Origin of the sequence: Neorhizobium sp. BETTINA12A (assembly GCF_023006485.1) — a bacterium.
Lineage (GTDB): Bacteria > Pseudomonadota > Alphaproteobacteria > Rhizobiales > Rhizobiaceae > Neorhizobium.
Genome location: NZ_JALBGW010000020.1, coordinates 22,919 through 40,329, shown reverse-complemented (window position 1 = coordinate 40,329; position 17,411 = coordinate 22,919). Strand labels below are relative to the sequence as shown.

Below are 17,411 nucleotides of genomic sequence, written 5' to 3'. Positions count from 1 at the left end.
CGGATGAAGGTCCCCCGACGCCGGCGCAGTGTAGGATCTACCGAACACCTTTATCTCTGTCGGATGTGCCTTTCAATCAGCGCCTTCAGCTTACTGGTGTTGCCCGCCTCCAGAAGATCGACCATCTCGTGATGTTCCCGAGCCGATTGCTCTATTCGCGCCCGCGTCTTCCACTGGGAAACCGGAGCGGAAGACGTGCGCTGGCGAAGTTCCGCAATGATCCCATCCAGTTCGTCGTTACCGGACAGCTGGACGAAGGCACGATGGAAATTCAAGTTGGCTTCATATTGCTCCAGCACGGTGCCGTGCAGGATAAGGTTTTCGAACCGCTCGGCCAGGACGCGCAAGTTGCTGATATCGTCGGCCGTCGCCGCGGCCACAGCTTTGGGGACCACCCCGGTTTCCAGTAGGATGCGAATCTCGGCAATGTCCTCGGCTTGTTTTCCGTCAGCCTTGTAAACGTGATAGCCGCGGTTCGGCACGTGCTCGACGACACGCTTCTGCGCCAAGCGATCGAGCGCGCGGCGGATCTCGTTGCGCCCGCGCCCGTAGCGCGTTTCGAGATCGACCTGCTTCAGCCATGTGCCCGGCTGAAGTATTCCGGACTGGATATCCGTAAGGATAAGCTGGGTGGCATCTGGTTCGCCGTCTGCGATGGGTTCGTCGAGCAGGGTGTTCATCCGTTTGACCTCAAGCGGCCGGGAGGCGATTTGCCTAATCACTAGCCACAAATTTCATTTGCCGAAAGAGGAATCTTCCCATAAATTGGTACCAATTTTGGATGAAATGTGTAGGCAAAATGAAAAATCTCGACAACGTCTGGGAGATCGTTGACGGCAAGGCACCCCGGTTTGCCGAGCTTAGCGACTATATCTGGGAAGTTCCGGAGACCAATTACGAAGAGTTCCGCTCCTCCGCGGCGCATGCCGAACTGCTGGAAGCCGAGGACTTCAGGGTCATGCGCAACGTCGCGAACATCCCAACGGCCGTGATGGGCGAGGCCGGCGAAGGCGGTCCGGTCATCGCCATTCTCGGCGAATATGACGCCCTGCCCGGCCTCAGCCAGGTCGCGGGCCTTGCCGAGGAAAAGGCGGTGGTCGAGGGCGGCCATGGCCATGGCTGCGGGCATAACCTTCTCGGTTCCGGCTCCATGCTGGCGGCCGCCGCCGTCAAGGATTACCTCAAGGCGAACAATCTTCCGGGCCGCGTTCGCTATTATGGCTGCCCGGCCGAAGAGGGCGGCTCCTCAAAGGGCTTCATGGTCCGTGCCGGCGTTTTTGACGATGTCGACATTGCCATTTCCTGGCACCCGGCCGCATTCGTCGGCGTCAACAATCCGATCTCGCTCGCCTGCAACGAACTCAATTTCCACTTCTCCGGCCGTGCGTCGCACGCGGCGGCGTCGCCGCATCTGGGACGCAGCGCACTCGACGCAGTCGAGCTGATGAATGTCGGCGTCAATTATCTGCGCGAGCATATGCCGTCTACGGCGCGGATCCACTATGCCATTACCGACACCGGCGGCCACGCGCCGAACGTCGTGCAGGCGAAGGCCTCGGTACGTTATCTCGTCCGGTCGCGCACACTTCCGGAACTTCTGGAACTCGTGGCCCGAGTGAAGGACGTAGCGGCCGGCGCGGCCCTGATGACCGGTACCTCCGTGCGCAGCCAGATCGTCAGTGGCGATGCGAACCTGGTCGGCAATACGCCACTCGAAGCGCTGATGCACAACCACATCGAGCGCGTCGGCCTGCCGCCTTTCGACGAGGCGGACAAGGCGACCGCCGCAAAATTCCAGGAAACCTTCAGTCAGGCCGATATCGCTACGTCCTTCGGACGGTTCGGGTTGAAGGTCCGCAAGGGCGTGTCCCTCTGCGATGTCATCTTCCCGCCGGAAAGCGGCGACGGAACGCTCGTCGGCTCCACCGATGTCGGGACAGTGAGCTGGGTCGTGCCGACCGTCCAGATGCGCGGCGCCACCTATGCGATCGGCACGCCCGGGCATTCCTGGCAGCTCGTCGCGCAAGGCAAGCTGCCCGCCGCGCACAAGGGCATGACGCATGCGGCCAAGGTAATGGCGTCGACCGCGGTCGACCTCATCCTGAAGCCGGAACTGATCGCGGAAGCGAAAGCCGATTTTGCGGCACGGCTCGAAGGCACTCCCTTCGTCAATCCGATCCCCGATGACGTCCAGCCAGACATTCGGGAGAAGCGGGATGTCTGAGGCGCAACTCCAGCCCGACCGCCAGATCCTGATGGGCCACATCCACGAGTTTGGCAAACGGGTGAAACTTTCGGGCACGGCGGAAGAGCTGGAGAGCTTTCGATATCTGGAAAGGCAGATAGCCTCCTACGGCTATCGGACGCAGCTTCTCTCGCACGATGCCTATATTAGCCTGCCGGGCAAGGCGGCTGTCGAAATCGATGGCGACGCCATCCGCTGCATTACCCATTCCATGTCGGCCTCGACGCCTGGAGAAGGCATCTCGGCTCAAGTCATCTATGTCGCAGAAGGCACCGAAGCCGATTTCGAGGGCATCGACGTCAAGGGGCGCATCATCCTTGTCGATGGCATTGCGACCGAAGACGTCGCGGCCCTTGCAAGTGCCCGCGGCGCGATCGGGCAGCTCCACGTCAGCCCCAACGAACACCTCTACGAAATGTGCGTGTCGCCCGTCTGGGGCAGCCCCTCACAACATACGCGCACGCAGCTGCCAAAGACGGCGATCTGCACGATCTCCCGCGACGATGGCGAGCGGCTCCGTCAGGCCTGCCGCGCCGGCAGGGCGCCTGTTGCCCGCCTGACGACGGAGGTCGATACGGGCTGGCGCAAGACGCCCATCCTGGTTGCGGAGCTTTTCCCGGATAATCGGCCGGATGCACCTTTCGTCCTGTTTTCCGGCCATCACGATACCTGGCACTACGGCGTGATGGACAATGGCGGAGCCAACGCCACGATGCTGGAGGCCGCGCGTCTCCTGGCCGAGCGACGTGAGAGCTGGCAGCGGGGCCTGCGCATCTGCTTCTGGTCCGGCCATTCCCACGGCCGTTATTCCGGGTCCGCCTGGTATGCGGACGAATATTGGGACGAGCTCGAACAGCGTTGCGTTGCGCATGTGAATGTCGATTCCACCGGCGGTGCAGGCGCCGACATCCTGACGAACTCGGCCGTCATCGACGAATTGAAGGCGGTCGCGGCAAGGGCGGTCGAAACGGTGACCGGCCAGGTGCATCGCGGCCTTCGTCACGGGCGCGCTGCCGACCAGTCCTTCTGGGGCGTCGGCATTCCCTCGATGTTCGGCAGCCTCAGCCATCAGCCGCCAGGGCCGGTGAAGATGCTGACGGCGCTCGGGTGGTGGTGGCACACGCCGCACGATACGGAAGAGCATATCGATTCGGCCAATCTTCAGCGCGACACCGAGATCGTGTTGCGTGTGCTCGGTGAACTGCTCGATGCCCGCGTTCTGCCGCTCGACTACACCGCCTACGCAGCCTCGCTCAAACATGAACTCGGCGGCGTGGCCGCGGATCTGGCGGGACGGATAGATCTGAATGCCCTGACGTCGGTGGTGGATGAACTGCGCCAGTGTGCCGAAGCGATCAACGGTGTCGCGCAGCAGGAAGTCGATCCGGTTCGCGCCGAGATCATCAACGACCGCCTTCGGCAAGCCTCCCGCCTACTCGTTCCATTGAACTACACGTTCGGTGACCGTTTCCATCACGACAATGCGCTTCCGCATCCGGCCTGGCCGTCACTATCAGGGCTTCGCGAACTGGCCGCCTTGCCGCAAGGGCATGCCGATACCCCTTTCTTCGCGGTTCATGCGCGCCAGACGCGCAACCGCATTCGCTCCGTCTTGAAACAGGCCTGCACGGTGCTTGCCCTCGACGGAATATGACATCCCAACCGTCCTCTCCAACGCAACGAATAAATAAGGGAACACGACATGAAGACCGGGAAACTCTGGGCGGCCGCGCTGGCCGCCACTCTCACCGTCATGCTGCCTAGCGCAGAAGCCAAGGATTGGACGCATGTGAAGGTCGGCATCGAAGGTGCCTTCCCCCCATGGAACGCGCTGGATTCCAAGGGGAACCTGACCGGCCTCGATATCGACCTCATCAACGACCTGTGCCAGCGCGCCAAGGTGGAGTGCGAGCTGATCGCCGGTGAGTGGAGTGCCATGATCCCCAGCGTCAACGCCGGCAAGTTCGACCTTATCATGACGCTCGGCATCAATGAAAAGCGAAAGGAAGTCGTTGATTTCACGGTGCCTTATGCGAGCGGCGTGGCGACCTTCATCACGCTGAAGGACAGCCCGGTCAGCAAGCTGCCGATGACCGGCGAACGGCTGAACCTCAACGACAAGGACAAGGCCGACCCCATCATGAAGACGATCGGAGACGTCCTGTCGGGCAAGACGATCGGCGTCGTGCAATCGACAAGCCAGGAGCAGCTGATCAACGCCTATTTCGGTAAAAGCGTCACCGTCCGCACCTACAAGAACTCCGGCGAGCGAGATCTCGACCTCAAGGCCGGGCGCATCGACGCCGGTTTCGACAGCGGCGTCTACGGCACTACCGCACTTGCCAAACCTGGGAACGAGGATCTGACAATGGTCGGACCGCTGATGAAGGGTGCCATGCTGGCGACGGAAGTCGCCATGGGCATGCGCAAGGGCGAGACCGATCTGAAGGAGAAGTTCGACACGGCCATCAAGTCGGCGGCTGCGGACGGCGTCATCAAAAAGCTCTCCGAAAAGTGGAGCAAGCTGGACCTGACGCCATCGTTCTGACCCGGCGGACCCGGCGCGAGGTGCGCAAATAGCGTCCTCGTGCCGTGACGCCGGGATCTGGACACGAACAAACCTCCATGTGGATGAGGTCTCCATGAACCAGCCGACAATACTGGATCTGATCGGAACCGGCCCGAACGGCTGGGGCATGGCGCTTGCCGCAGCCACCGTCATGACGGTCCTGATCGCCATCACCGGTTTCGCAATCGGTGGCGTGATCGGCGTTTTCGGTGCCTGGGCGAAGGTCTCAGGCGGACCGGTGACGCGCGGGATCGCGGGTTTCTACACCACGGTTCTGCGCGGCATTCCCGATCTTCTGGTCATCTATCTCTTCTATTTCGGCGGCAGCGCTGCCGTGACCGCGATCGGCAGGTTGTTCGGCACTGAAGGCTTCATTGGTTTTCCGGGCTTCCTGGCCGGTGCGCTCGCCGTCGGCATCACTTCCGGCGCACAGCAGACGGAGGTCTTTCGCGGCGCCTATCGGGCGGTGCATTCCGGCGAGCTGGAGGCGGCGATCGCCTGCGGCATGTCGCGCTCCCTGCGGTTTCGCAGGATCCTGGCGCCGCTGACGCTCCGCCACGCAATTCCCGGCATGGGCAATGTCTGGCAGGTCGTGCTGAAGGAGTCCGCGCTGGTTTCGGTCACGGGTGTTGTCGAACTCCTTCGGCAGTCGCAGATCGGCGCCGGCTCCACCGGCCTGCCCTTCGATTTCTACGTCATCGCCGCTGCCATCTACCTGGCTATCTCGACGATTTCCGGAGGTTTCCTGCAACTCAGCGAAAAGCGCTTCACGCGCGGCGTCAGGAGGAGTTGATGGATCTGCCGTTTCTCTACGAGACCTTCCTGAGCCTCGTTGCCGCGGTGCCGCTGACGCTGCAGCTTGCCGCAAGCGCGATCGTACTCGGCGCGTTCCTGGCCCTCGGCCTGGCGCTCTGCCGGCTGTCCGGCATCCTGCCGCTCGACTGGTTCGCGAGGGCCTATATCTTCGTCTTCCGCGGAACACCGCTGCTCGTCCAGATCTTCCTGATCTATTACGGCCTTGGTCAGTTTCGCGAGGTCCGCCAGAGTATATTCTGGGTGGTGCTGCGCGACCCCTATTGGTGCGCCGTCATTGCCCTGATGCTGAACACCGCCGCCTATTCCGCCGAGATCATCCGCGGCGGGCTGCTCTCGGTCCCGTTCGGTCAGATCGAAGCGGCGCGCGCCTGCGGCATGTCCCGTTTCATGACCTTCCGGCGCATTGCCCTGCCGCTCGCAATCCGCCAGGCCCTGCCCGGTTACTCCAACGAGATGATCTCGATGGTGAAGGCGACGTCGCTTGCCTCGATCATCACCATCATGGAAGTGACCGGCGTCGCGGCCAAGCTGATTTCCGAGACCTATCGGGCGATCGAAGTCTTCGTCGTCGCCGGTGCCATCTATCTCGCCATCAACTTCATCCTCACCCGGCTTGTCGCCCTCGCCGAGTATCAACTGAGCCCGCACCTGCGCCAGCCTGCGGCCTTGCCCAGCACATCCACGGGAGCCGCTAGATGACGCCTTCGACCAATCCACCCGCACCGGCGGCCATCACCCTGCGCGGGCTTCGCAAGAGTTTCGGTCCGGTCGAAGTGCTGAAGGGCATCGACATGGAGGCGCGCGAGGGCGAGGTCGTCTCGATCCTCGGCTCCTCCGGTTCCGGCAAGTCGACCATGCTCCGCTGCATCAATATGCTGGAGAGGCCCGATGCCGGCGAAATCACCGTTGCCGGCGAAACCATCCGCATGAAGCCGACCGGCTCCGGCAAGAGCCGCATTGCCGACCGCCGGCAGGTGGAGCGTATCCGTTCCGAACTCGGCATGGTGTTCCAGAGCTTCAATCTCTGGTCCCACAAGACCGTGCTCGAAAACGTCATGGAGGCGCCGCTACACGTGCAGAAGCGTTCGCGCGCCGAATGCTTGGAAGAGGCGGAAGCTCTGCTGGCCAAGGTGGGTATTGCCGACAAGCGCAATCATTACCCGGCGCATCTTTCCGGCGGCCAGCAGCAACGTGCCGCCATCGCCCGCGCGCTTGCTATGCAGCCGAAGGTGATGCTGTTCGACGAGCCGACCTCGGCGCTCGACCCGGAACTCGTCGGCGAAGTGCTGCGCGTCATGCGCGCGCTTGCCGAAGAAGGCCGCACCATGCTGGTCGTCACGCACGAGATGGGCTTTGCCCGCGATGTCTCGAGCCGCGTCATCTTCCTGCACCAGGGCGCCATCGAAGAGGAAGGCCGGCCGCAGGACATGTTCACCAACGCGAAATCCGAGCGCTTCCGGAAATTCATCAGCGGCTGAGCCGCTCCACCATTCTACCCAAACAACGAGAGGGAACTGACCGATGAAATTCATCAAGACGGCCATCGCCGCTGCTTTCACCGCCGTGACGCTGATGGCGGCCGCTGCGGCGCAGGACAAAACGGAAATCGTCATCGCCACGGAGGGCGCCTTCCCGCCCTATAACCTGACCCGTCCGGATGGCACACTGGACGGCTACGACATCGAACTCGGCAAGAACCTCTGCGAGCGCATGAAAATCAAGTGCACGTTCGTCGCTCAAGCCTTCGACGGCATCATCCCGGCCCTCAATGCCGGCAAGTTCGATGCCATCATGGCCGGCATGTCGGCCACCGAAAAACGCAAGGAAGTCATCGACTTCTCCATGTCCTACGGCAGCACCGGGCAGTCGTTCGCCACACTAAAGGACGGCCCTCTGGCAAAAATGCCGATGAAGGACCAGCTCTTCTCGCTCGCCTCCAACGAAGCCGGCGCCCGCAAGGCCGTCGAAGAGCTGAAGCCTCTGCTGCAGGGCAAGACGGTCGGCGTCCAGACGGCTTCCATCGCCGCGCGCTTCATCGATGAATACCTGAAGGGCGTGGTGCAGGTTCGCGAGTACAAGACCACGGAACAGCATGATCTCGATCTCATTTCGGGCCGTGTCGATTTCGTCATGGCATCGATGGGTTACCTCATGACCGCCGTGCAGAAGCCGACCAATAGCGACATGACGATCGTCGGCCCTCGCTTCCAGGGTGGTTTCCTCGGCGCCGGCAGCTCGGTCGGCCTTCGCAAGGCGGATACTGCGCTCAAGCAGAAATTCGACGAGGCGATCGCGGCCGCCAAGGCGGACGGGACGACGAAAAAGCTGTCCACGAAGTGGTTCGGCTTCGACATGACGCCGCAGTAATCTTTAAATCATCCGGATATCGGAAGGCCGCGGCGTCCGGTGCTGCGGCCTTTTCTATAACCGGGCCTTGGTGCTACGGGGGGTCGCGAGCACGAGGCTGGTTTCCGTCGCCGTAATCCCCGGCACCAGACGGACCCGCCGCAGCACGGTGTCGAACTCGGCCAATGTCGTGGTACCGAGTTCCACGATCAGATCCCAGCGACCGTTGGTCGTGTGGATTTCCGAAATCTCCGGAAATCCTCCGAGGGCTTTGATGACCTGGTCCGCCGCCCTGCCCTCGATCTCCACCATCATGATCCCGCGCACCGGCAGTTCGACAGCGTCAGCCCGCAAAATGACCGTGTAGCCAAGAATGCCGCCGGCCTTTTCGAGCTTCTCCATGCGCGAACGAACGGTGGCACGCGAGGCCCCGAGATCCGTCGCAAGGTCGGAAATGCTCCGCCTTGCGTTGTGACGCAATAACGTCACAAGTTTGCTGTCAAAATCGTCCATGCTCAAAGCGCCTATCGAAGATACCATTTTGATAAGCCAATTCGAATAATTTGGCAAATTGAGTTGTTCAATCTGCCGCGCCTTCGTGGTCCAATCATCATAACGGAGATCAAGACATGCATTGCAAACTCATTGGCATCCCCCTGCAGGACGGCGCGGTCCAACTCGGCTGCGAAATGGGCCCAAGCGCGCTCAGGACCGCCGGTCTCGAAACGGCGCTGAGGGAACTTGGCCATGAGGTGACCGACCTCGGCAATGTCGGCATTTCGAAACTGTCCGATGTCACGCATCCGAACGCCGCGATCCGACGCCTGCCGCAGATTGTCGCCTGGATCGAACTGCTGACGGAACTCGCCTATCGCGAAAGCGGCGAAGGCATGCCAATTTTCCTGGGCGGCGATCACGCCGTCTCCGCCGGGACAGTGGCGGGCCTTGCCCGCCGGGCCGCCGAAGCCGATCGGCCGCTCTTCGTTCTGTGGCTCGATGCGCACACTGATTTCCACACGCTCGACACCACGACGAGCGGCAACCTGCACGGCGTGCCCGTCGCTTACTTCACTGGTCAGCCGGGTTTCGAAGGTTATCTGCCGAAGCTCTCCCATCCCGTCGATCTGGCCCGCGTCTGCATGATCGGCATCCGCAGCGTCGATCCGGCCGAGCGCGCCGCGCTGCGCCAGAGCGCGGTGACGGTTCACGACATGCGCGTGATCGACGAGCATGGGGTCGCGGCGCTGTTGCGTGCTTTCCTTGAAAAGGTCGCGGCGGCCAACGGCTTGCTGCATGTCAGCCTCGATGTCGACTTTCTTGAACCCACGTTTGCTCCGGCCGTCGGCACGACGGTTCCAGGCGGTGCAACCTTCCGCGAGGCGCATCTGGTTATGGAGATGCTGCACGACAGCGGCCTGGTCACCAGCCTGGACCTGGTCGAACTCAACCCGTTCCTCGACGAGCGCGGTCGCACCGCAACGCTGCTGGTCGATCTCACTGCCAGCCTGATGGGCCGCAAGGTCATGGACCGCCCGACAAGGAGTTTTTGATGCCCGTAACCGCCCACCTGAACATCGTGCCGTTCATCAGCGTCGAGAACATGATGGATCTCGTCGTCGCAACCGGCGTCGAAAGGTTTCTGGTCGAGTTGGCGGGTTACATCGAAGACGATTTTCGCCGCTGGGAAAGTTTTGACAAGATCCCGCGCGTCGCCTCCCATTCGAGGGACGGCGTGATCGAGCTGATGCCGACCAGCGACGGAACGCTCTACGGCTTCAAATATGTCAACGGCCACCCGAAAAACACGAGCTCCGGCCGCCAGACGGTCACGGCCTTCGGGGTTCTCTCTGATGTCGACAGCGGTTATCCCCTGCTTTTATCGGAAATGACTATCCTGACGGCGCTGCGCACCGCCGCCACCTCGGCGACCGCGGCAAAGTACCTGGCGCGCAAGGAGGCGCGCACCATGGCCTTGATCGGCAACGGCGCCCAGAGCGAGTTCCAGGCGCTCGCCTTCAAATCCTTGCTCGGTATCGACAGGCTGCGGCTTTACGACATCGATCCCGGTGCGACCGCCCGATGCCGCCGCAATCTCGAGAGATTTGGCTTCGACATCGAAGCCTGTACCTCCGCCGAGCAGGCCGTCGAGACAGCCGACATCATCACCACCGCGACCGCCGACAAGCACAATGCCACGATCCTGACCGACAACATGATCGGCCCCGGCGTGCATATCAACGGTGTCGGCGGCGACTGCCCCGGGAAAACGGAGATGCACCGCGACGTCCTGCTTCGCGCGGACATATTTGTGGAGTTTCCGCCACAGACACGGGTTGAGGGCGAAATCCAGCAGCTTTCATTCGACCATCCGGTGACGGAACTCTGGCAGGTCATCACCGGCGAAAAGCCGGGGCGCTCATCGGAAAAGCAGATCACGCTGTTCGATAGCGTCGGTTTCGCGATCGAGGATTTTTCCGCGCTCCGCTATGTCCGCGACCGGGTGAGCGGCTCGACTTCCATAAACCAGCTCGATCTGCTGGCCGATCCGGACGAGCCGCGCGATCTGTTCGGGATGCTGCTTAGGCGCCAGGCGCTTCTCGCCTCCGCCTGCTGACCTCCCGGGCGTTGGCAGGTTCTGCGGCTTAGAGCTCCTGCGCCCATTGATCGCTCGGCGATTGCGCTATAGATTTGCGCCGCGGCAAGCGGCCGCGCAAGCGATCAGGAGTTCTCATGCCGACTGGCACTGTCAAATTTTTCAACGACGACAAGGGGTTTGGCTTCATCACTCCGGAGAACGGAGGGGCGGATGTATTTGTGCACGTTTCTGCTCTGGAACGGGGCGGTTCTCTGAAAGAGGGACAAAAGGTAAGCTACGAGATAGGCCAGGACCGCAAGACCGGAAAATCAAAAGCCGAAAACGTTAGCGCGCTTTGATCAAGCTCGCGCGCTCATCCTAAAATCCGTCTAGCGCTGTTTCCAAGACCGTGCTCACCACTTGCCGGATCGGGCGACTGTGACCTCGATGTCGCTTTGCATAGTCTTCAGGGCACTCAAATCGGAACGCGACCGTTTTTCCGGTCGCCTCCAGATGAGCGCCCCGGCTGCCAGGCCTCCACAATGATGTAATCGGATCGGAACAACTCTTCTCTCAATTGAGTTTAGGTGCGTGGTGCCTTGTCAAGAAACATGAGGTGCAGCGATGCCATATAAATTCATGTTTGCCGGCCTGATATTAGCGATCGGCTGTACGACGGCGGTCGCCGCCATGGCCAAGAGCGATAAGGAATTTCTGAGCGACGCGATCAAAACCGACAATTCCGAAATCAGACTCGGTGACCTCGCTACGAAAAAGGGCGGCAGCGACGGTGTACGCTCATTCGCCCAGACATTAATCGACGACCATCGCAGAGCCAAGGACGATGCTACGGCTCTCGCCACGGATCTTGATGTAAAGATAACCGGCATTGTAACGACCGAGGCGCAAAACGAGATCGAAAAGCTTCAAAGCCTAAGTGGCCCCGAATTCGATAAGGAGTTCGTGAACTATATCGTCTCGACCCACGAGAAAGATATTTCCGAATTCAGGGAAAAGGCCGGTGAGGGTGGCAGGCCGGTGCCGGAACTTGCAAAGAAAATGTTGCCGACGTTGCAACAGCACCTCCAACTTGCCCATTCGCTGAGCGGGCATTGATCGCATGGCTGCTCGGGATCACGTCGGCAACGTCCGACGCGGCTTTCTTATCGCCGGAACTCATCGCCAACTCCAGTCAGCCATGCTTACCGCTGCCTTTGCGGGACCTCGTCCGGCCGGATTACAGGTGTATTGCCGACCGGCGGGGCCGGCTCGACGAAATCGCTATCGCCCGTCGAAGGTGGCTTTAATACGCCATTGCAGTCCGACAATTTTTCTGTGCCGGATTTGTTTGCCGGTCGTGAATTGTCTTCTGTCGTCGTCATATTCTGGTTCTGCTGCCGATCCGGCGCCTGGCAGCGATCCGGCTGTTTGGCGGGTGCCTGGGCAAAAGCCGATGCCGGCAGAAGCCCGATGGCACACATTACGCATATCCGCTTGGCCCGATCGAAAACCATTGTCTCAACGGAGAGCATCTGTCCCTCCTTTGTGTCACTTCCGATAAAACATATCGGAGTCGGGGATGTTCCAGACTAAGCGTTCGGGCATCATTCTTCTCGTCGCTATCGAACGTTGATCCTGATGCCGTTCACGTTGGAGATCACAATTCCGTAGGAAGCCGGTTGATCTGCAGTTTTGGCCGCTATCTTCCCGGAGGAAGCCGAAAGGAGGCAGTTCCATGGACCTATCTTCTGAAAACGTAATCGCCGTTCTCGGACCCGTCGACGAAACCTTGGTTGCCGATATCCTGGCGACAGGGGCTTCTGTTCGCGATCTGGCCGAAGCCTGGGCTTGGGTGAATGCTGACGAAGCGCTGATGAGCGAAGGACGAAAACTGCCAACCGGAAAGGTAGCGGAGCTGGTCGATCTGTTGGAGATCGATGATGAAGAGCCTTGATCGTCAGACGCCCGTCAATTTTGGCTGATCGTCCAGGAGATCTGTCATGCCGGCTCTCACACAAATGCAGACACTGGTAACGAGAGGAAGCTGCGGGATTGGCGCCGGCATCGTCAAGACCTTGGCAGAACGAGGCGCCGGCCTATCACAGCTTTGCCGAGAGGGGACAAATGGCTTGCCTTTAAGATTACGATCGGGCCACGGCAACAAAAAGGAATTGTCCCTGCCTGCTGATGCGAAACAGTATGGGTTTGTTCTGCTGACGGGACTTCGCCCACTGCTCTTCGATATCGGATGGTTGGGTTACGCTCTGGTTGTTGGCCGACACGATCACATCGCCGGCCTCAAGACCGTTGTCAGCGGCGAGACTATCAGGTGCCACGTCTTGCACAAACACTCCGGTGGTGCCCGGCGGGACACCAAGCTGCTGAAGCGCTTCCTCCGGGATAGGGCCGAGCGATAGTCCAAGCTGGTCGCCCGCTTCCGGCGTTGGCGCAATGGCACTCGTCGGTGTCTCGTCATCGGTGCGCTCGCCAATGGTTACCGTGACCTCCTGCGCAGAGCCGCCACGGTTGCTTGCGAGTGTTGCTGTCGTCCCGGGCTTTTGGTTCGTCACTGCAAGCGTCAGGTCACGGGGGCTCTGGATATCCCTGTCGTTAAAACGCGTGATCACATCACCCGACTGTACGTCTGCCTTTCCAGCGGGGCTGCCCGGATCGACGGAAGCGACCAACGCCCCCTTGCTGTCCGGTATTCCGAGCGCCCGGGCAATCGATGGGGTGACCTCCTGGAGATGCACCCCGATAAAGCCGCGCTCGATCCGGCCGGTCCGGATCAACTGTTCGACGACGGGCCGGGCGGTGCGGGATGGTACTGCAAAACCAATGCCGATGCTGCCGCCCGATGGCGAGACAATGGCGGTATTGACGCCGATCACTTCGCCCCGCGCATTGAACAGGGGGCCGCCGGAATTGCCCTGGTTGACCGAGGCGTCAGTCTGAAGAAAGTCATCATAGGGGCCGGCTTGAATGTCGCGCGAACGAGCAGAAAGCACTCCGACAGTGACGGTTCCCCCGAGCCCGAAGGGGCTGCCGATCGCGATGGTCCAGGCACCCGGCTGCAAGGCGTCCGAGTCACCCCAGACGGTCGCCGCCATATCGGGCCGCGGATCTATTTTCAGCACGGCAATGTCGGTTGCCGAATCATGACCGACGAGCCGGGCGGGCGCAGTCCGCTTATCGGTGAATACGACATGAATTTCATTGGCATCCGCAACAACATGGTTGTTCGTGACGATATAGCCATCCTTGCTGATCACAAAACCGGAGCCAAGGGCCTCTCGCACCTGTGGCTGGACCGGTGCGGAGCCGCGGCCATCGAGAGGACTGAGGAAATCGTTCGTTGGCTGATCTTCGATAATCTGCCTGGTCGTGATTGCGACTACGGCCGGTATCTTCTGGCGTACGATAGCGGTGAAGTCGTTGGGGATTTCCTGCGCTGCGACCGGAGCAATACCGGCGGCCGAGAGCATCAGAATGCCAGCAATCATGCTGACATATATTCGCTTTTTCGAACCTGCAAACATGGTTTATCACTCCCGTTTCAGTAATTTCGATGGCGCAACCGGTTAAAGTTTCCCCGACTGCTTCCGCTATTATTCAACCATCGAATTCGCAGCTGCCGCGCTCCAAACGCTGGCCCATGCTTCAAACCTGTCCGGTATTGATCCGAAAGGCCTTATCAAACCGGCGGTACGGACACGGAGTGTTCGGAACCGATCGCGGATTTGAGCCGTCGACTTCACGGAGTCTGCCGGCAAATATTATCGGTTAACGGGCGACGAGGCAGCGCCCTTTCGGTCGTATCCGTAACCAGATCCCTCCGGAAAAGTTCCCTGACGAGACTACGCCTTGCAACGAAACGATCTGCTGACCCAAATGGCCAAACGCGAAATAAATCCGGACGCGGTAGTCGCCTAACCGGCCGCTCCGCACGTCGTTCAAACGCTCTCTAAATGGAGGCTGAAATGAACCAGTGGACAAACGCCAAGCTCTGCGACGTAGCCAACCTGATCCTTGGAGCGATATTGTTCTTCTCTCCCTGGCTTTTCGCTTTCGCGGCAGGCCCGAAGTCGCAGAACTCGGCAGCCTGAACGCATCGCCGCCAGCTGCATAAACTCGTCTGCTATTGCCACTTCGGGGCAACAGTCAGCGCGAGGACGGTTGCCCTTTATATCCGTGCACAGGCCGTCGCAAGCGATCGATCCGGCACTGGCGGATGAACCCATGAGAATGCCGGCGGCTTTCATCCTGATGCGCCGATCGCCCCATAAACTGCCGCGGAGGGCATTCCCTCGCCACATTTGCCAATAACAATCGCGGCTGTCTTTTCATCCGGTGAACATGAAAGGAAGTCGTCATGGAAATTCCAGATAGCCCATTCTCGTGTCCTGTGACTACGCGTCTGCAATCAGGCCTTGAGCACACGTTTCAGAATGCATACGACGCTTTGGATTTTCTTGAGAACGAATGGCCATCGCGTCGCGGGGAACTTTGGCACAGAGCAGTTCGCAAATGCCGTGCCGCGGTGGAAAGTTCCGCACCTTCCGATATCGCCCAGGAAGCTTTCGTATCCGCTTGCCTTGAGGCGGGCATGCCCTTTGTCTGGACAGATGACATAGAATTTTCCCAGGCCCCCGCGGGGAGGAGGGCGGCCCCATCACATTGACCGGACTGTTCCTTTGAGGTGGCCCACCTCCCCTGCCCTCGTCCCCTCACTTTCGACCAGTGCGTTTTCTGCAAAAGGATGATCGCCATCCCGATTGTGCAGCAAGCGCGGTCGAAGGTGGGCATGCCCGATCTTCATGTCTTCAGGATTGCGGTTTTGGGCGGCTCGTCATTCTCATCCGGATTGGGATTCGGCTCTTCGTCGGGCAGATGGTCTGGTTCAGGCTCCTTGATGGGAGGTATCGGCGTGACTGGTGGTGGCACCGGAGGTACAGGATGAGGAATGGGTTCGACAGGATCTTGAGCCATTGCAAATCTCCTTTCTGGCCCAAACCGAGATTCTGTAATTGGGTTCCAGTGCGGAGGAGCTCATTGCTGTCTGCGCAGGTGGCCAAAGCGAAAACCGCCTGATACGGCGGCACGAACCATCATCATTTCTCCGATCGTCTCATGCGTCATGAGGCCTATGAGACGGTCCGCACCGTCTACAACGGCGATTGCTGGCACATTTCCTTGCTGCATCAATCGCAGGCTCTCTTCCAGGCTTTTGCGATAATGGATTTTTGGAATATCGACGCGCATCGCGCTTGCGACAGGCGTGTCCGGACCCTTGTCCTTCAAGCTGCGGATCATGTCGTCACGCGTCAGAAGACCTTCAAAACGGCCGTCTGAATCGACCACCGGAAATTCGCGTTGTGTTGTCGCAAGCAGCATTTCAATTGCCTCGTCGATACTCGCCGAACGATCAAGCCTTGCGAATTTGGTGACCATGACATCGCTGATCAGAATGCTGCCGGAGACCTCGCGGATCTGCGCGTTCTGCGCTTCTGCCGCCGCTGCGAGATAAACGAAGATGCCGATGAAAATCAGCAGCGGGTTATAGAAGAGGCCCGCGAAAACAAAAACGAAGGCGAGCCCTTGGCCGGTCGCCGCGGCAATCTGTGTGGCACGCGACCAGGTGAGACGCGAGGCGAGAGCGGCGCGCAGCACCCGGCCTCCATCCATCGGAAAGGCGGGGATCATGTTGAAGAAGACAAGAAAGACGTTGACGCCGGCGAGCCTCGCCAAGAAGCTGATATCCGGATCATCGACTTTGACGATCTGCTCCACTCCCACCGATGTGCCGAGCACAAGAACGATCAGCCCGGCGATCGCCACATTGACCAGCGGACCGGCGATGGCAATCAGCAGCTCCTGATATGGCTCTTCGGGCATGCGCTCAAGACGAGCGACACCTCCAATCGGCAACAAGGTAATATCCGGCGTTTTGATCCCGAAGTAGCGCGCAACGGCGATATGACCGAACTCGTGCAATACGACGCAGGCAAAGACGGATAGGATGAAGGCAATGCCCTCCCACGCAGCCGGCGCGCCGCCCATCCGATAATGCGCGAGCCATACCCAGACAAGCAGGAGCGCAAAGGTGATGTGCATGCGCACTGCCGTGCCGCCGACCGTCCCGATCTTGAAGGACCAACCCATCAGGCACTCCCTTCCGTTCTCTTTTTGCCGGCGATGACGTTCCCCGTACACCAACAACGAAGTTGCATGGCTTCCGGTTGCCTGGCGAGGATTTCGGCTGCGTCGAGCAGCGACCATCCTGGACGACGTGCCGTCCTTCCTGTTGCCGAAGCGCGGATGGAAGCGTGAATGCCGCCCAGGCGGCAAGCGCCTCCAGCGGCCCTCCGCGCAGCAAGCCCAGAGCAAAACCAACTTGGCTGGAAGCCGGACTTGGCAGAAACTGACAGAGCGCGACGAGGTCTGCATACCCCGACGCGTCAATCCATTTCCGGCGGATGACCAGCTCGTTGCGGAAATAGGCGGCTACTCCGCAGGAATTCACAGTCCGCGCACTCTCGAAATCCGATATCGGGAACCGAGAATAGAGGCAAAGAGTTAAACCCTGAACCGGCCAAGAACTGGCGAGTTGATCGAAACGTCCACCATAGGAGAGACCCCATGGCTAACCGAGCCGATCATGATCCGCGTCACCATACGCAGAAGATGCAACGGCATCTTCAGGAGACAATGGACCATCTCCGGGAAGATATCGAAAAAGTCGATGAACCTCAGTTGAAGGCGATGTTCGAGACATCCGCGGAAGTGCTGGGCGGTCTGAAGAAGGCATTCTCCGACTATGAGCAAAAAAACGAGGCCGCGTGGCAATGACTGCGGATGAC

General features: G+C 60.2%; 21 protein-coding genes and 1 pseudogene. 15 read left to right on the top strand and 7 right to left on the bottom strand.

Features of this window, described 5'->3' with window-relative positions; all coding sequences use genetic code 11:
• Positions 1 to 50: 50 nt before the first annotated feature.
• Positions 51 to 680: a GntR family transcriptional regulator gene (locus tag MOV61_RS08580; RefSeq protein ID WP_247136268.1), complete on the bottom strand. Its 630-nt coding sequence runs from the start codon at positions 678 to 680 to the stop codon at positions 51 to 53.
• A 119-nt stretch (positions 681 to 799) separates the two neighbouring features.
• Here MOV61_RS08580 and MOV61_RS08575 point away from each other — a divergent pair, with 119 nt between their 5' ends.
• From MOV61_RS08575 to MOV61_RS08545, 7 genes are all read left to right on the top strand, one after another.
• Positions 800 to 2,224 (top strand): M20 family metallopeptidase, encoded by a 1,425-nt coding sequence (locus MOV61_RS08575; RefSeq protein ID WP_247136267.1) that lies wholly within the window; start codon positions 800 to 802, stop codon positions 2,222 to 2,224.
• The gene (locus MOV61_RS08570; RefSeq protein ID WP_247136266.1) at positions 2,217 to 3,899 is read left to right on the top strand and encodes a M28 family peptidase; all 1,683 of its coding nucleotides are present in this window, start codon (positions 2,217 to 2,219) and stop codon (positions 3,897 to 3,899) included. Before MOV61_RS08575 ends, MOV61_RS08570 begins: the two co-directional genes overlap by 8 nt.
• Positions 3,900 to 3,947: 48 nt before the next feature.
• Entirely contained in the window at positions 3,948 to 4,793 is an 846-nt protein-coding gene (locus tag MOV61_RS08565) for a transporter substrate-binding domain-containing protein (protein WP_247136265.1), read from the top strand.
• A 94-nt stretch (positions 4,794 to 4,887) separates the two neighbouring features.
• A complete protein-coding gene (locus MOV61_RS08560; RefSeq protein ID WP_247136264.1) occupies positions 4,888 to 5,607 on the top strand; it encodes an ABC transporter permease in 720 nt (239 codons plus the stop codon).
• A complete protein-coding gene (locus MOV61_RS08555) occupies positions 5,607 to 6,329 on the top strand; it encodes an ABC transporter permease (protein WP_247136263.1) in 723 nt (240 codons plus the stop codon). Before MOV61_RS08560 ends, MOV61_RS08555 begins: the two co-directional genes overlap by 1 nt.
• The gene (locus MOV61_RS08550) at positions 6,326 to 7,108 is read left to right on the top strand and encodes an ABC transporter ATP-binding protein (RefSeq protein ID WP_247136262.1); all 783 of its coding nucleotides are present in this window, start codon (positions 6,326 to 6,328) and stop codon (positions 7,106 to 7,108) included. Before MOV61_RS08555 ends, MOV61_RS08550 begins: the two co-directional genes overlap by 4 nt.
• A 43-nt stretch (positions 7,109 to 7,151) precedes the next feature.
• A complete protein-coding gene (locus MOV61_RS08545) occupies positions 7,152 to 7,997 on the top strand; it encodes a transporter substrate-binding domain-containing protein (protein WP_247136261.1) in 846 nt (281 codons plus the stop codon).
• A 54-nt stretch (positions 7,998 to 8,051) separates the two neighbouring features.
• On the opposite strand, the gene MOV61_RS08540 is transcribed toward MOV61_RS08545, so the two are convergent.
• Complete coding sequence (locus MOV61_RS08540) at positions 8,052 to 8,489, bottom strand: Lrp/AsnC family transcriptional regulator (RefSeq protein ID WP_247136260.1); 438 nt, start codon at positions 8,487 to 8,489, stop codon at positions 8,052 to 8,054.
• A 116-nt stretch (positions 8,490 to 8,605) separates the two neighbouring features.
• On the opposite strand from MOV61_RS08540, the gene rocF reads away from it, so the two are divergent.
• From rocF to MOV61_RS08520, 4 genes are all read left to right on the top strand, one after another.
• A complete protein-coding gene (gene rocF / locus MOV61_RS08535; RefSeq protein WP_247136259.1) occupies positions 8,606 to 9,526 on the top strand; it encodes an arginase in 921 nt (306 codons plus the stop codon).
• Positions 9,526 to 10,590, top strand: coding sequence for an ornithine cyclodeaminase (locus MOV61_RS08530; RefSeq protein ID WP_040125036.1), 1,065 nt, complete (start codon positions 9,526 to 9,528; stop codon positions 10,588 to 10,590). Before rocF ends, MOV61_RS08530 begins: the two co-directional genes overlap by 1 nt.
• 116 nt (positions 10,591 to 10,706) lie before the next feature.
• Entirely contained in the window at positions 10,707 to 10,910 is a 204-nt protein-coding gene (locus tag MOV61_RS08525) for a cold-shock protein (RefSeq protein WP_040125038.1), read from the top strand.
• A gap of 265 nt (positions 10,911 to 11,175) precedes the next feature.
• Entirely contained in the window at positions 11,176 to 11,667 is a 492-nt protein-coding gene (locus MOV61_RS08520) for a DUF4142 domain-containing protein (protein WP_247136258.1), read from the top strand.
• A gap of 86 nt (positions 11,668 to 11,753) precedes the next feature.
• Here the strand turns inward: MOV61_RS08520 and MOV61_RS08515 are convergent, their stop codons facing one another.
• Positions 11,754 to 12,083 (bottom strand): hypothetical protein, encoded by a 330-nt coding sequence (locus MOV61_RS08515; protein ID WP_247136257.1) that lies wholly within the window; start codon positions 12,081 to 12,083, stop codon positions 11,754 to 11,756.
• Positions 12,084 to 12,286: 203 nt separating this feature from the next.
• Between MOV61_RS08515 and MOV61_RS08510 the strand changes: the two genes are divergently transcribed.
• A complete protein-coding gene (locus tag MOV61_RS08510; RefSeq protein WP_247136256.1) occupies positions 12,287 to 12,505 on the top strand; it encodes a hypothetical protein in 219 nt (72 codons plus the stop codon).
• Positions 12,506 to 12,692: 187 nt separating this feature from the next.
• Here MOV61_RS08510 and MOV61_RS08505 read toward each other — a convergent pair whose 3' ends face one another.
• On the bottom strand, positions 12,693 to 14,090 hold the full coding sequence (locus tag MOV61_RS08505; protein ID WP_247136255.1) for a Do family serine endopeptidase: 1,398 nt from the start codon (positions 14,088 to 14,090) through the stop codon (positions 12,693 to 12,695).
• 441 nt (positions 14,091 to 14,531) lie between these two features.
• Between MOV61_RS08505 and MOV61_RS30310 the strand changes: the two genes are divergently transcribed.
• Together MOV61_RS30310 and MOV61_RS08500 are read left to right on the top strand one after the other, a co-directional pair.
• The gene (locus tag MOV61_RS30310) at positions 14,532 to 14,657 is read left to right on the top strand and encodes a hypothetical protein (protein WP_258718824.1); all 126 of its coding nucleotides are present in this window, start codon (positions 14,532 to 14,534) and stop codon (positions 14,655 to 14,657) included.
• A gap of 266 nt (positions 14,658 to 14,923) precedes the next feature.
• Positions 14,924 to 15,232, top strand: coding sequence for a DUF982 domain-containing protein (locus MOV61_RS08500; protein WP_080719359.1), 309 nt, complete (start codon positions 14,924 to 14,926; stop codon positions 15,230 to 15,232).
• A 134-nt stretch (positions 15,233 to 15,366) separates the two neighbouring features.
• Here MOV61_RS08500 and MOV61_RS08495 read toward each other — a convergent pair whose 3' ends face one another.
• The 3 genes and pseudogenes from MOV61_RS08495 to MOV61_RS08485 form a co-directional block, all read right to left on the bottom strand.
• Complete coding sequence (locus MOV61_RS08495) at positions 15,367 to 15,540, bottom strand: hypothetical protein (RefSeq protein ID WP_247136254.1); 174 nt, start codon at positions 15,538 to 15,540, stop codon at positions 15,367 to 15,369.
• A gap of 60 nt (positions 15,541 to 15,600) precedes the next feature.
• A complete protein-coding gene (locus MOV61_RS08490) occupies positions 15,601 to 16,713 on the bottom strand; it encodes a site-2 protease family protein (protein WP_247136253.1) in 1,113 nt (370 codons plus the stop codon).
• Positions 16,714 to 16,861: 148 nt separating this feature from the next.
• Positions 16,862 to 17,050, bottom strand: a pseudogene (locus MOV61_RS08485) (chromate transporter); the annotation flags it as partial.
• Positions 17,051 to 17,190: 140 nt separating this feature from the next.
• Here MOV61_RS08485 and MOV61_RS08480 point away from each other — a divergent pair.
• Positions 17,191 to 17,400, top strand: a complete 210-nt coding sequence (locus tag MOV61_RS08480; protein WP_040125048.1) for a hypothetical protein — start codon at positions 17,191 to 17,193, stop codon at positions 17,398 to 17,400.
• The last annotated feature ends 11 nt before the right edge of the window (positions 17,401 to 17,411 follow it).